This window comes from Bacillus cereus group sp. MYBKT111-2, assembly GCF_051915205.1.
Classification (GTDB): domain Bacteria; phylum Bacillota; class Bacilli; order Bacillales; family Bacillaceae_G; genus Bacillus_A; species Bacillus_A paranthracis.
The window spans coordinates 40,527-55,526 of sequence record NZ_JBQAEG010000011.1; the positions used below are offsets into that span (position 1 = coordinate 40,527).

Below are 15,000 nucleotides of genomic sequence, written 5' to 3' on the forward strand. Positions count from 1 at the left end.
AAAGCAAAAATTAACAGAAGTAACTTTATCTAAAAGAGGTGGAAATTATGACAGAGCAAAAAGAACAACAAGAGAGTACGGATCAAAAGCATATGTTTCCATCACTTCCGGAAAACATTAATTATATCGAAAATAAGCTCTGTCATTCAGACGATATAAAAAAATTAGATCTTCCTTTCCAAAACGGCAAAGGAACAATCTTATATATCGAATCTTTAGCAGATTTAAATTTAATTCACCAATTAGCTCTTGAGCCTTTATTAACTCGGTCGGATTTGTCTTTAGATAAAGCTTTTGCCACATTAAGTATGAAGAAAGAAACAAATTTAAATTACGGTGTGCAACTTTTATTACAAGGCAAATCATTATATTTTCATGAACAAGTCGACAGTTTTTGTATTTTCGAAACAGCTTTATCTTTAAAGAGAGATATAGCAGAGCCTGATAATGAAGGTATTGTACGTGGACCACATACTGGTTTTGTAGAAGATTTAGCAACCAATTTAGCTTCCATTCGTAAACTCATAAAAAGTCCAAATATCGTCGTTAAATATTTCACACTTGGTGAAGAAATGCATACGAAAGTGGCAATTGCTTATATGCAAAACATAGCGAATGACGATTTAGTTACAGAAGTAAAAAGAAGGTTAGAAACGATTAAGACAGATGCACTTATGCCTCCGGGATATATACAAGAATTTATAGAGGATACGTCTTTCTCACCATTTCCGCAGCAATTAAATACAGAGCGTCCAGATAGAGTCGCAGCAAATTTAATGGAAGGACGAGTTGCTATTTTATCTGATGGAGATCCAACAGCGCTCATCGTTCCTGTTACATTATTCGCTTTCTATCAATCACCAGTTGATTATAATAACCGCTGGATTGTCGGTTCTTTCGTCCGAATGATTCGATTAGTGAGTTTCTTAATTGCTTTTCTCTTACCAGCTATATATATCGCAACCGTAGCCTTTCATCCTGATGTATTGCCACTCGAACTTGTGTATACAATTAAAGCTTCATTAGAGAAAGTACCACTTCCTCCTATTTTTGAAGCTCTCTTAATGGAGCTAATTTTCGAGTTATTACGGGAAGCTGGTATTCGCTTGCCGAGCAGAGTTGGACAAACAATCGGTATTGTAGGCGGTTTAGTAATTGGTGATGCAATTGTAAAAGCCGGACTCGTTTCTTACACAATGATTATCGTTGTAGCTTTAACTGCAATCTCATCTTTTCTCGTTCCATCAAACGATATGAGTTCAGCAGTTCGGATTCTTCGATTTCCATTAATGCTCCTTGCTGCCCTATTCGGATATGTAGGAATATCGTTCGGTCTCATTATAACTTTCGTTCATTTATGTCAGCTTCATTCTTTTCATACACCATATCTTTCTCCTGTTGCACCAATGCGGATTAAAGATATGAAAGATTCTTTTGTCAGACTACCAATTTGGTCATTTTGGGAACGACCACATGATCCAAAACCGAAAAAAATGCAGCGCCAACATGTAACGAGAGAGGATGAGGACGGTGACAAACACGCAAAGTAAAATTTCGTTAGTTCAATTTACCTTTTTCGTTATTCAGTGCCAAATCGGAGTAGGCATACTTTCTCTACCGAACCGCCTTCACCCGATTGCTAAAGGCGGTGGGTGGATTTCTGCACTCATCGCTGGGCTTGCGATTCAGCTTATTATTTTACTTATGTGGCTTTTCTTAAAACGATTTCCTGATGCAGATATGTATGAAAGTGTTTGTATGCTATTTGGGAATAAGTTTGGAAAACTATTAGGTTTTGCTTATGTTTTTTACTTTACTCTTATTGGTATGACGGTTATGTTAAACGCTTGTAATGTCATTAAAGTATGGATTTTGCAAGCAACTCCTTGGTACGCAATTCTCATACTATTTACAATAGCTTGTTGCTATGTAGCTTATAACACTTTTAAAGTCATCGTACGATTTTATGTCATGGCCTCTATTCTCATTTTACCAATGGCTCTTTTAATCGCCTTAGGACTCACGCGAGCCGATTTTTCTTATATTTTTCCAATTACAGAAGCTGGATGGTGGAATATTATTCAAGCATCTAAAGAAACAATTACAGCTATGTATGGTTTTGAAATTATTCTTATCGCTTTCCCCAAAGTAAATGGGGGTTCTATTGCAAAACTAAAGGCAATTTCTATCGCGAATGGATTTGTAACCCTTTTTTATACTTTTACTGTTTGGATTTGCTTTATCGTATTTAGTCCAAAACAAATTGAGCTTATTCCAGAACCAGTTGCTTACTTATTACGATCCTTGCATATCGGGATTATAGACCGAACTGATTTACTATTCATACCAATTTGGATGATAACAGTTGTAGCTTCTATCGCTAGTTATTACTGCGCTGCTTCTATAGGAATTGGACATATATTCAATCTTGGTAATCATAAAAAGGCTGTCCCAATCGTTGGTATTATTGCTTTTAGTATAGCCCTATTTATCGATACACCTGAAGAATTAAAAGTGATTGCAACTTTCACAGATAAGTTCACCTATATTTTCATCGTTGTCCTCCCTCTTTTATTTCTACTTTATTCAGTAATAAGAAATAAGAAAGGAGAACAGTATGTTCAAAAAAAGAGTTAAATTACTTTTTGTATTATGCACTAGTGCATTCCTTGCTGGCTGTTGGGATCAAGAACCATTAAGGGAAGCAAGGTTAGCTTATAGTATTGGATCTGATATTACGGAAGAGAATCAACTCCAGCAAACAATTGAGCTCGTAAAAAGTTCAAGCGGCGAACAATCTTCATTCGAGAATGAAATACATTCAGCAACCGGGCATAACATAAGAGATACAAGCGATGCACTGAAAAAAAATGTGACTGGAAATATTCGTTATTTTAAATATGGTGTTCAATTACTAGGAACCAAAATTTTAAAAAAAGGTATACTACCTTATTTAGATGTCAGCTTTCGGGACCCAACAAACCCAACTGCTTTAGTAAAACTTATTGCAGTAGATGGTGAAACATCCGAGATACTAGAAAAAAAGAAAGTAGGAAATTTACTAATTGGAGATTTTCTAAAGAAAAAAGTGAAAAGCTTAGAAGATATGAGTGTATTTCCAAAAGAAACTTTAGAAACAGCTGCTACAAAAATGTTAGATCCGGGTAAAGACTTTACCCTCCCTTCTATAAAAATAAAAGGAAAAGAAGTAATTACAAACGGATTAGCTTTATTTAACAATGATAAATTGACCGGGCATTTACCTTTAAAACAATCTGTTTTATTCGTATTATTAACTGGAAAAATGGGAACAAGTGCCCGTATAACCCAAAAACTTACTAGCGATGAATCCGAGAAGACATCTGACTATTTAACAATGGAAGTGAGCAATCGGAAATTAAAACGAGACTTAAAAATAACAACAGATAAAAAAGGAAATGTTTATGCTCACATTAAGCTTCAATTAAAAGTTATAGCCCTTGAAGCTCCGAGAGATAATCTTTACAAAATGGATGAAAGAAAAAAACTAAATAAGGAACTATCCAAACAGCTCACGAAAGAAGCGAAAAAAATAACGAAAAAGTTACAAAAGGCAAATTGTGATGCTTTCGGAATTGGTAGACATCTTATCGCTTATCATCCTGACCTATGGAAGAAAAAAAATTGGAATAAAGATTATGCAAAAGTAAAATTTAAGCCTGAGGTAGAAGTAAGCATTTTGTATAGTGGTGTCTTAAAATAAAAGGTTGTATGCCACGCAGGCATACAACCTTTTATTTCGTATATCGATATACAATTGATTCATATGGTCTTAAGTCAAGGTTTGTAATATCCTTGCTGGAATCTTTATAATTCGACAGTAATACTTCTTGTTGCATTCCATCTAATTGAACGTGCGCTGGTACAGAGTACGTTATTTCCTCTCCATAGAAGTTATTGATAACAAGTAGCACTTCACTTTCTGTAGTACGAGTATATGCCCAAATTTTAGGATCATTTTCATCCAAAATAGCATATTCTCCTTCTGTAATTACATCATACGTTTTTCGAAGTTCAATTAACTTTTTATAATAATAAAATACAGATTCCTTATCTTCTAATGCCTTCTCTACGTTTATTTCTTTAAAGTTTTCAGCCACCGAAATCCAAGGTGTACTTGTCGTAAAACCACTGTTCACCTCTTCATTCCACTGCATTGGAGTACGGGAGTTGTCACGAGATTTTTGTTTTAAAATCCCGATAATCTCTTCTTTTGATAGTCCTTCTTCCAACTTTATATCATATATATTTAACGATTCCACATCACGATATTGTTCAATAGACTCAAAATTAGGATTCGTCATACCGATTTCTTCGCCTTGATAAATATAAGGCGTTCCTTGCAACATATGCATAGCCGTTGCTAACATTTTTGCAGATTCATTTCTATACTTCTCATCATTACCGAAGCGTGACACAATACGAGGTTGGTCATGATTACACCAGAATAACGCATTCCATCCCCCGCCCTTTTGCATTTCAATTTGCCAATTAGACATAATCTCTTTTAATTTAATAAAATCAAAATCAGCCTTCGTCCACTTATCACCATTCGGATAATCAACTTTTAAATGATGGAAACTAAACGTCATACTTAATTCATTACGCTCAGGGTTTGAATATTTAATACAATTATCAATTGTCGTAGATGACATTTCTCCAACTGTAATTACATCTTTCCCTTCAAAAACATTTCGGTTCATTTCTTGTAAATATTCATGAACACGTGGGCCATCTGTATAATATTTACGGCCATCGCTTGTCGCCGTACTTCCATTATCATTTAAGAACTGTTGATCTTTTGAAATTAAATTAATAACATCTAATCGGAATCCAGTTACCCCTTTATCAAGCCAAAAGCGCATCATATCATATACTTCTTCACGAAGTTTTTCATTTTCCCAGTTTAAATCTGCTTGTGTCTCATCAAATAGATGTAAATAATATTGCTCTGTCTTCTCATCATATTTCCAAGCAGACCCACCAAACTTAGATTGCCAATTATTTTTTTCATCACGCCAAATGTAATAATCTCGATATGGACTATTTTTATCTTCCTTCGCTTCTTTAAACCACTTATGCTCCGTCGAACTATGATTTACAACGATATCAAGCATAATTTCAATGTTACGTGCTTTTGCTTCTTCTAAAAGCTCTTCAAACTCTTCCATCGTTCCGTAAGATGGATCAATATTGTAGTAATCACTTACATCGTATCCATTATCATTTTGTGGCGATTGGTATATCGGTGTTAACCAAATATAATCTACTCCGAGTTCTTTTAAGTAATCTAGTTTTTCTGTAACCCCTTTTATATCACCGGTTTCTTTATTGTAATAGCTATTAAAGCTCTTCGGATAAATTTGATAAACTACACTTTTATGCCAATCCTTCATGTTTAACTTCCTCCTACTTCTGTTTTACTCGTTTTGCAAATAACCACGTTAACGTAAATGGAATTACAATTGCGATAACCATTCCGACAATAAACATTGGAATCGATTTCGGAATGATAGAAATAAATGCTGGTAATCCACCAATTCCGATAGCAGGTGCTAATACACCATTTAATGTAATGAATATCGCCGCCACAGCCGATCCGATAATCGCTGCATAGAACGGGAATTTATTTCGTAAGTTTACACCAAACATAGCCGGCTCTGTGATACCGAAATATGCCGAGATTGCTGATGTCGATGCCATACTTTTATCATTTTGATTTTTAGAAATCCAGAACATCGCAAGTGCCGCACTACCTTGCGCAATGTTAGAGAGAGCAATCATCGGCCAAATGAATGTACCACCGTGTTGTGCAATTAATTGTAAATCGATAGCAATAAACATATGATGCATACCTGTAATTACAAGTGGTGCATACAATGCTCCAAACAATATTGCTCCAACTACTGGTACTGTTTCATATACACCTACTAATCCAGCTGTTAATAAATCTCCAATATGACGTGTAACTGGACCAATAATTCCTAATGCTAACACACCTGTTACGACAATCGTTGTAATTGGTACAACTAATAATTGAATTGCATTTGGTACATGTTTCTTCAAGAAAATTTCCACTTTACTTAACACAAATGCTGCTACTAAAACCGGCAAGATTTGTCCTTGATATCCTACCTTCTCAATTTGGAACAGCCCTAAAATATTGAAGTACTCAATCTTTTGACCATCTAAACCAGTCGCTGCTTTTCCATAGTCCCAGGCATTTAATAAAGCTGGGTGCACAAGCATTAATCCCATAACAATCCCTAGTATTGGACTACCACCAAAACGTTTTGTTGCTGACCACCCGACAAGTGCCGGTAAGAATACAAATGCTGTATTCGCCATCATATTAATTAAATCCCAAAGCCCGCCTAAGTTTGGATACACATCTAATAAATTTTTCCCATCAAAAAATAAGTCCTTTGCGCCTAATAGATTGTTAATACCCATTAGTAAACCAGCTGTTACGATTGCTGGTAATATCGGCATAAATACATCTGAAAATACTTTTACAAACTTTTGAGCTGGATTTAACTTTTGGTTTCCAGAATCTTTTACATCAGCTACTGTCGCTTCCTTCATACCTGCAAGCGTTATCAATTCAGCATATACTCGATCAACATCTCCTGGACCGATTACAATTTGAAATACCCCAGCGTTATGAAACGCTCCCTTCACTAATGAAACAGACTGCAATTTATCGTTATCTATTTTACTTTCATCCTTTAAAGCGATACGGAGTCTCGTTACACAGTGCGCAGCTTGTTCAATATTGTCTTTCCCGCCAATATACTGCAACACTTCCTCTGCTGTTTTACGATAGTCTTTCCCCATATTCCCGTCCCTCTTTTCTTTTTTTGATACCGTTTACAATTACATATTAACTCGTATATATAAGTTAGTCAACACTCGTATATACGAGTTTGTCATTTTTTTATAAAAAAAGAGATGAAACATTACGTTCCATCTCCTTATTTTCTCCGCGCCACATCCGAAAAATGAAAAATATCTAAGCGGTGGCGGGATTCTGTATATTCGAACTGACTTCCATCATACAAATGCGTAAAGTTTTTCACGACAACAACATAATCTGTTCCATTTAAATCTAAATACTTTCTATCGTCCTCTGTACATGGTTGCACTTCAATTACTCTCTGTGAGTAACTAATATGAAGACCTAGTTCTTTCTCAATATATTTATAAATGGACCCCGCTGCAATCTCACTCGTTAATCCAGGAATATATTCCGATACAAAATGATTAATATCCAAAATTACTTTTTCTCCATCAATATTTCGTACGCGTTTAATATAATCTATGTCTGTTTTCTCTTTCACATTTAATAGCTTTGCAACCTCTTTTGTCGCTTTTACTTTCTCCATTTCCACGACTTCTGTAATACAATGGCGTCCTAAACGTTCATTTTCTTCTTGGAAACTTACAATACCACCAAAGTTGAATTCAATGTTTTTTCGCTTTAAAACAAAAACACCTTTTCCGTGTATTTTTTGAACATATCCACGTTCTTGTAATAAATCTACAGCTTTTCTTACAGTACCGCGGCTCGCTTCATATTGCTTCATTAATTCAGTTTCTGATGGGATTTTGCATCCCTCTTTTAATTGCCTATTATCAATAGAATTACTGATTTCTGTATAAATTTGTTCATACTTACTCATCATCTACAATAGCCCCTTGTCACCTTCTAGTTCTATATGTATTATACCATGCTACACTCTTCTGCCAATCTCTCACTTATTTTCCAGTATAGGAAAAATAAAGGTAAATATTTAATCTCTAAAACGTATTTTTATAAAAATTTTTATATTTTTCTTTTCATTCAAAAAAACATGTAGTATACTAACTTCAAAATCAGAGGAGAAAGGGAGCAAAGAACTATGCTTACTTATACAACAATTGTAGTTACATTTGCACAAAAACATCATCATCATACGTAACCCTTGAAACCTAGCGGAAAAATTACGCGTAGGTACAAGGGTTATTCCCGTTGTACCTACGCTTTGGCAAAGAGCCATGTAGGTATTTTTTATCTACATGGCTCTTTTTTTATTGCCAAAAAGCTAGTAAAAAATGATGTTTAAGCAAATATTACTACAAAGGAGTTAACAAAAATGGAAACGAAAAAATGGGGATTATGGGTTTTAACAGCTTTTGTTATCGGGAATATGGTTGGCGGTGGCGTATTTATGCTCCCAGCAAATTTAGCACAAGTATCAGGTCCAATGGGTTCTACACTTGCATGGAGTATTACAGGACTTGGCGTATTTATGATTGCACTCGTATTTGGAAATTTAGCAATCCGAAAACCAGAATTAAAAGCGGGACCACAAAGCTATGCTCAAGCGATGTTCCCTTCAAAAAAAGCGGGTAAAGTTGCAGGCTATAGTATGGCATGGGGATATTGGGCTGCGAACTGGGCTGCAACAGCATCTGTTATTATTTCCTTTGCTGGATATTTATCAACATTCTTTCCAGTTTTACAAAGTAAGCAAATTCTCTTTTCAACGAACGGATTTTCACTAGAACTTGGAAAAGGATTAACGTTCCTCGTATGTAGCCTTATGTTATGGGGAATTCAATATATTCTTTCTCAAAATATTGATCGTGCTGGAAATATGAATCTTCTTGCTACTATTGCAAAAATTATCGGATTTACAATGTTTATTGTAATCACATTATTCATTTTCAATGCCTCTAATTTCGGAGACGGGCAAACATTTATGAATGAAGCAGGACAATCCATTTCTTTAGGTGGACAAATCAATTCAGCTGCTATTGCAACACTTTGGGCGTTTATCGGTATTGAATCGGCTGTCATGCTTTCTAATCGTGCAAAATCTCAGCGTGATGTTAAAAAAGCGACTATTTTCGGATTAATTATCGCTCTTCTTATTTACATGTCAATTACTCTACTTACAATGGGCGCTCTCCCGCAAGATGCTTTAAAAGAGTCTCAAAAACCATTAGTAGACGCATTAAATTTAGCAATTGGCAATAAAGGTGCCTATATCATGGCTTTACTTGCACTTGTATCTTTATTTGGATCTACAGTGGGCTGGATTGTTGTTAGTTCAGAAGTACCTTACCAGGCTGCAAAGAACGGCCTTTTCCCTAAGCTTTTCGCGAAAACGAATAAAAAGGGTAGTCCTTCAAAATCATTATTAATTACAAATGTAATGACGCAAATTTTCTTATTCTCAACGATTTCTGGTACCGTATCAGAAGCTTATAATTTCGCTATCGTTGTAGCAACATTAGCTTATTTAATTCCATACCTTGTTTCTACACTGTACCAATTCAAATTAGTTATTACAGGAGAAACGTATGATATAATGCCTGGCTCTCGAATAAAGGACGGCATCATTACTACATTAGCATTCATATATTCTATTTGGGTTATCAAAACGGGAACTGCTGATTTAAAAACGTTCTTCTTAGGAATCGGATTGTTCGTATTAGGTCTTATTCTTTATCCTGTACTAATGAAAGACTCACAAAAAATGAATTAAAAAAGGAGAAGCTTCTGGCTTCTCTTTTTTATTAGAAGTCTATAATTAACTTTTCCTTTAACTCTGCTACAGATAAAGGTTTTGCATAATAAAATCCTTGTACATAATCACAGCCCATCGATTTTAATAAGCTTTCTTGCTCTACTGTCTCTACCCCTTCAGCAACTACTGCTAAATGTAAGCTATGGGCAATTTCAATAACAGATTTTACAATCGTTCGCTCTGGCTGTGCATGATCATAATGAAATTCACGAATAAAATTACGATCAATTTTTACTATATCCAGCGGTAGTTGTTTTAAATAATATAAGGAAGAATAACCCGTTCCGAAATCATCTAAAGCAATTAAAATACCCATATTTCTTAATTCTTGTAATGTAGCAATAATATAATCAAAATGACGAACAGCAATGCTTTCCGTTATTTCTAAAATTAAACGATTTGCAGGAAATCCAGTTCTCCTTAAAATGCTACGTACAGATAAAATAAAACGCTTTTGCATTAATTGTTGTATGGATAAATTCACAGATAACTTTAGTCCTTCTTCATACTCTGGCAATGTTTTAAACAAGCGACATGACTTTTCTAATACCCAGTCTCCTAATTTTATAATAAGTCCAGATTCTTCAGCTACTGGGATAAATTCGCTTGGTGAAATAGGTCCTTCTTCTGTCGAACAACGCGCTAAAGCTTCAATACCAGTATATTTCTTCGTTTTCAAATCAATAATAGGCTGCAGTGCCACATCTAACTCTTCATCACGAATTGCCTTTTGCAAAGCAAATTCAATTTTCATTCTACGATTTATTTTCGCACGTAACTCATCTGTAAAGAAACACGCTGCATTTCTTCCCTGTTCTTTCGCACTATACATAGCTAAATCTGAATTCTTCAATAGAGTTTCTACATCTTGTCCATCTTGCGGATATGAGCACAGTCCTAGACTAGCTGAAATGTATACTTCGTGACCTTCAAGTATAAATGGCGCCTGAAAGCATGACAACACAGATGTCGCTAGCTGCCTCATCTCATCTTGTGTATGATTTTTTGTTAACAACACAAATTCGTCGCCACCCAGCCTAGCCAGAACATCTTTCTCTCCTAGCACATAATGCAACCGTGAAGCAACTTCGCTTAAAAGTAAATCTCCTATCATATGACCTAGCGTATCGTTTACTAATTTAAAACGATCCAAATCAAAATAAATCATACCAAACTCTCTTTTATCTGCAATTAATTCGTTAACAGTCGTTATTAATTGTAAACGGTTCGGTAAACTCGTTAAAGCATCATGATACGCAAGCTCCCTATAACGACTTTCGCTTAACCGTAACCTCTGTTCTGCTTCTTTCCTACTACTAATATCATTTCGGATCGCAATAAATTGATATGGCTCTCCTTTTTCATTTAAAAATGGAACAATTGTTGTTTTAACCCAATAATATGTACCATCTTTTGCTTGATTTCGAATCTCCCCTCTCCATACTTTTCCGCTCAAAATACGCTTCCATAGCATTTGAAAAAATGTTTTCGGATGATGTCCTGAATTTAAAATACGATGATCTTTCCCTATTAACTCTTCTCGTGTATATTTGGAGATTTCACAAAACTTATCATTTACATATGTAATAAGACCCTTTCGGTCTGTAATCGCAACAATTGAAGACTCATCTAATGCTAACTTTAAATCTCGCAATGAAGATTCATATAATGCATGACCTCTTTGTTCTAGCATGCGCATCTCTCCTTGCTTCCTATCTGACTAAAACACAACTTGTTTCTTTTCATAGAAATAGAGATATTTCATTTCCTAATAATCGTTCTTTACATACATCACGTTTTGAAATATGTCGATTAAAATAACATAATATTATTTGTAATAAAAAGCAATATAATACCGTTTCGATTATAAATAGTAGTTTTTGAATTATAATAACAAAATATTAACATATTTTCACCTTGTTTTTGGAAGAATTTTATAAATAAATACTGTATTAAACAAAAAAGAGGATATCCTCTTTTTTTGTTTAATACGGATATGGTGTTGGATATGGCGCTGAATAAGTTACTGGGTACGGTGCTGGATATGGCACTGGATATGGCGCTGGATAAGTTACTGGGTACGGCGCTGGATAGTAGCCTCCACCTGCTGCACCCGTTAATGCGCCAGCTGTAAGCCCACCTAACACACCTCCAGCAAAACTTCCAGGGAAAAATCCACCGCCCCATGAGCCGCCACCCCAGCCCCATCCACCTCCGTGATGGTGATGATGATCATGGTGATTGTGCCCACCATGGTGGTGATGTCCGCCGTTATGATGGTGCCCTCCATGATGATGATTACGATAATACAATGCGTTATTTTCTATATAATTCATATTTCCCCTCTCCTTTTCCATTTTCTCATCTTAATAGGTATTGTAAGAATAATATGGATCTTGTTGGTAACCTGTATAATAAGAATAATCCGAGTAATACGGATAACCATATCCGCCATAACCAAATCCAGGGCTGAGTAATGCTCCTGCTACAAACCCTGGAAAGAAACCTCCACCAAAAAATGGTGAATGTCCAAAACCACCATGAAAACCTCCGTGACCGAAACCACCACCGTGACCAAATCCTCCAATTGGACGACCATACATTTTATTCACCTTCCTTTTCTCTTTAAAAACGTAACAATACACTGTATGTAGGACAAATGCGGAAAGTATGGGGAAATACCTACATTTTGTAAAAAACAGAAAACACTTTATAATAAAGTGAAACTTTAATCAGTGGGGGGCTTACTGCCCATTAAAGTGGGATAAAAATGTCACATTACATCCGCTATTTAGGAAGTCTATATTGAAGAAAGATTAGAGGAATTATATAGAAATGAAGAAACCTATTGTCCAATTACTATTAATATTTACAATTGTATCTATCGTTCTTTTCCTATTAAATACATCGTATATTTCGTTATATACATTTGTCGGCGTTCTCTGGTCCATTACAATTGTAGGAATTTCATTCGTTATTTTTATCGAAAATAGGTCTCCTCAAAGTACCTTAGCGTGGTTTTTAGTATTAGCACTTCTTCCCGTTGTAGGTGTACTTTTATACTCTATTTTCGGGCGTAGCCGTTGGAGAAGAAAAAAGCATCTCCATCGTTCAGAAGAACAAAGAAAATTATTCCGTGAAATATTAGAAGGAAAACGACTAGAGTTATCACTCAAAGTCCCATTAAGTGAACGCTCTACCCATTTAACAGAAGTTGTACAAAAATTTGGAGGCGGGCCTGCCGCAGATAGAACAACTACAAAACTTTTAACAAACGGAGATCAAACATTTTCAGCAATTTTGCAAGCGATCGAGCAAGCAAAACATCATATACATATTCAATACTATATTTATAAATCTGATGAGATTGGTACAAAAGTTCGGGATGCTTTAATAAACAAAGCAAAAGCTGGTGTTATTGTACGCTTCCTTTATGATGGATTAGGAAGTAATACGTTAAGAAGACGCTTTTTAAAACCTATGAAAGAAGCTGGGATTGAAATTGTTGAATTTGATCCTATTTTTTCAGCTTGGTTACTTGAAACCGTCAATTATCGTAACCACCGTAAAATCGTCATTGTAGATGGAGAAATCGGTTTTACTGGAGGACTTAACGTCGGTGATGAATATCTTGGCCGTTCAAAAAAGTTTCCCGTTTGGCGTGATAGTCATTTAAAAATCGAAGGAAAAGCGTTATATAAATTACAAGCAATTTTTCTAGAGGACTGGCTCTATGCATCTAGTGGTTTGAAAACCTATTCTTGGGATCAATTTATGAATAGACAATACTTCCCAGGTAAAGAAATTTCAAGTGCAGAAGGTGCCGTGCAAATTGTAGCAAGCGGGCCAAGCTCAGATGATAAGAGCATTCGCAATACATTATTAGCTGTTATGGGCTCGGCAAAAAAATCTATTTGGATTGCTACACCATACTTTATTCCAGATCAAGAAACTTTAACATTATTACGTTTAAGTGCAATATCTGGCATAGATGTACGCATTTTATATCCTGGTAAAAGTGATAGTATTATTAGTGACCAAGCATCTCAGTCCTACTTCACTCCACTTTTAAAAGCTGGTGCCTCCATTTATAGTTATAAAGATGGCTTTATGCATGCAAAAATTGTACTTGTTGATGATAAAATTGCAACAATCGGAACAGCAAATATGGACGTACGAAGCTTTGAATTGAATTATGAAATTATTAGCGTACTGTATGAATCAGAAACTGTTCATGATATTAAACGTGATTTTGAAGAAGACTTTAAGCATTCCACTGAAATTAAATGGAACGCTTTCCAAAAGAGAAGTATCAAAAAACGAATATTAGAATCTTTTATGAGGCTCATTTCTCCTTTACTATAAGTAATCAATGTACAATTGATTGCTTTTTCTTTTATATTTGTCCCCTCTCCTTTTCTTTGCATACCATATTAAAACAAGTTATCATAAGATGTATTACTTTATGAAAATAATGTTAGGTGGGACATACATGTTAGAACAATTTCATATACATGCAGATTTAAAACAGCAGCTTTCTACAATTCACGAAAAGAATAAACAAGAAGCTGGTGAAAATGCACATTTAATCGGTACAAAAATATATAAAGCATCTGATAATAGCATTATCGAAGATGCCATTACAGCACTTCTTCTTGGCAAAAATATTCTATTAAAAGGGCCGACTGGTAGTGGTAAAACCGTACTAGCTGAAACACTTTCTTCTTTATTCCAAAAACCAATGCATAGTATTAACTGTTCTGTCGATTTAGATGTAGAAGGTATTTTAGGATACAACACACTACAAACGAAAGATGGCGCATCTGAAGTTACATTCGTTAACGGTCCTCTTATGAAAGCAATGAAGAACGGCCATTTCCTATATATTGATGAAATCAATATGGCAAAACCTGAAACGTTACCACTTCTTCACGGTGCATTAGATTACCGTAAAATGATTACAAATCCATTTACACAAGAAGTTGTATACGGTGATGATGAGTATCGTGTAATCGCAGCAATTAATGAAGGCTACGTTGGAACAAGTGAACTAAACGAAGCGTTAAAAAACCGTTTCGTTATTATTGAAGTTCCCTACATCCAAGGTGATACATTAAAAGAACTATTATTAGCAGAATCAAAACTAAAAGACACTGCAACAATTGAAAAGTTTGTTGCATTTGCAAGCGATCTTATGCCTTTAGCTCGTGATGGCCGCGTAAGTGAAGAAGCAGCAAGTATTCGTGGCATTATCGATGCATGTGATTTAGGTGTATATATTCCCGTTATGCGTGCAATTGAACGTAGTATTATCGCAAAATTAAACGATGAAACAGAACAAATGACTGTCCGTGAATTAGCAGAAAGTTATTTCTTTGAGGGATAA

At 35.2% G+C, this 15,000-nt stretch carries 12 protein-coding genes; 6 read left to right on the top strand and 6 right to left on the bottom strand.

The window, feature by feature from the left end; all coding sequences use genetic code 11:
* Nucleotides 1-47: 47 nt before the first annotated feature.
* From gerKA to gerKC, 3 genes are read left to right on the top strand one after another with little or no spacing between them, the layout of a single operon-like run.
* Complete coding sequence (gerKA, locus tag ACTFNE_RS23580) at nucleotides 48-1,550, top strand: spore germination protein GerKA (RefSeq protein ID WP_270705936.1); 1,503 nt, start codon at nucleotides 48-50, stop codon at nucleotides 1,548-1,550.
* Complete coding sequence (locus ACTFNE_RS23585) at nucleotides 1,531-2,637, top strand: GerAB/ArcD/ProY family transporter (protein WP_000185780.1); 1,107 nt, start codon at nucleotides 1,531-1,533, stop codon at nucleotides 2,635-2,637. Before gerKA ends, ACTFNE_RS23585 begins: the two co-directional genes overlap by 20 nt.
* Nucleotides 2,618-3,742, top strand: coding sequence for a spore germination protein GerKC (gerKC, locus tag ACTFNE_RS23590; protein ID WP_000474039.1), 1,125 nt, complete (start codon nucleotides 2,618-2,620; stop codon nucleotides 3,740-3,742). Before ACTFNE_RS23585 ends, gerKC begins: the two co-directional genes overlap by 20 nt.
* 31 nt (nucleotides 3,743-3,773) lie before the next feature.
* Here gerKC and treC read toward each other — a convergent pair whose 3' ends face one another.
* The 3 genes from treC to treR all read right to left on the bottom strand — a co-directional run bounded on the left by treC (nucleotide 3,774) and on the right by treR (nucleotide 7,724).
* Nucleotides 3,774-5,435 (bottom strand): alpha,alpha-phosphotrehalase, encoded by a 1,662-nt coding sequence (treC, locus tag ACTFNE_RS23595; protein WP_046198914.1) that lies wholly within the window; start codon nucleotides 5,433-5,435, stop codon nucleotides 3,774-3,776.
* A gap of 13 nt (nucleotides 5,436-5,448) precedes the next feature.
* Complete coding sequence (treP, locus tag ACTFNE_RS23600; RefSeq protein WP_046198915.1) at nucleotides 5,449-6,876, bottom strand: PTS system trehalose-specific EIIBC component; 1,428 nt, start codon at nucleotides 6,874-6,876, stop codon at nucleotides 5,449-5,451.
* A 137-nt stretch (nucleotides 6,877-7,013) separates the two neighbouring features.
* The gene (gene treR / locus ACTFNE_RS23605) at nucleotides 7,014-7,724 is read right to left on the bottom strand and encodes a trehalose operon repressor (RefSeq protein WP_046198916.1); all 711 of its coding nucleotides are present in this window, start codon (nucleotides 7,722-7,724) and stop codon (nucleotides 7,014-7,016) included.
* 450 nt (nucleotides 7,725-8,174) lie between these two features.
* On the opposite strand from treR, the gene ACTFNE_RS23610 reads away from it, so the two are divergent.
* Nucleotides 8,175-9,572: an amino acid permease gene (locus ACTFNE_RS23610; protein WP_046198917.1), complete on the top strand. Its 1,398-nt coding sequence runs from the start codon at nucleotides 8,175-8,177 to the stop codon at nucleotides 9,570-9,572.
* Nucleotides 9,573-9,603: 31 nt separating this feature from the next.
* On the opposite strand, the gene ACTFNE_RS23615 is transcribed toward ACTFNE_RS23610, so the two are convergent.
* From ACTFNE_RS23615 to ACTFNE_RS23625, 3 genes are all read right to left on the bottom strand, one after another.
* The gene (locus ACTFNE_RS23615; RefSeq protein WP_000893367.1) at nucleotides 9,604-11,307 is read right to left on the bottom strand and encodes a putative bifunctional diguanylate cyclase/phosphodiesterase; all 1,704 of its coding nucleotides are present in this window, start codon (nucleotides 11,305-11,307) and stop codon (nucleotides 9,604-9,606) included.
* 292 nt (nucleotides 11,308-11,599) lie between these two features.
* Nucleotides 11,600-11,950, bottom strand: coding sequence for a hypothetical protein (locus ACTFNE_RS23620; protein WP_046198918.1), 351 nt, complete (start codon nucleotides 11,948-11,950; stop codon nucleotides 11,600-11,602).
* A gap of 30 nt (nucleotides 11,951-11,980) precedes the next feature.
* On the bottom strand, nucleotides 11,981-12,217 hold the full coding sequence (locus ACTFNE_RS23625) for a hypothetical protein (RefSeq protein ID WP_000274352.1): 237 nt from the start codon (nucleotides 12,215-12,217) through the stop codon (nucleotides 11,981-11,983).
* Between the two features lie 232 nt (nucleotides 12,218-12,449).
* On the opposite strand from ACTFNE_RS23625, the gene ACTFNE_RS23630 reads away from it, so the two are divergent.
* Nucleotides 12,450-13,979 (top strand): cardiolipin synthase, encoded by a 1,530-nt coding sequence (locus tag ACTFNE_RS23630; protein WP_046198919.1) that lies wholly within the window; start codon nucleotides 12,450-12,452, stop codon nucleotides 13,977-13,979.
* Between the two features lie 127 nt (nucleotides 13,980-14,106).
* Nucleotides 14,107-15,000, top strand: coding sequence for an ATP-binding protein (locus ACTFNE_RS23635; protein ID WP_000892977.1), 894 nt, complete (start codon nucleotides 14,107-14,109; stop codon nucleotides 14,998-15,000).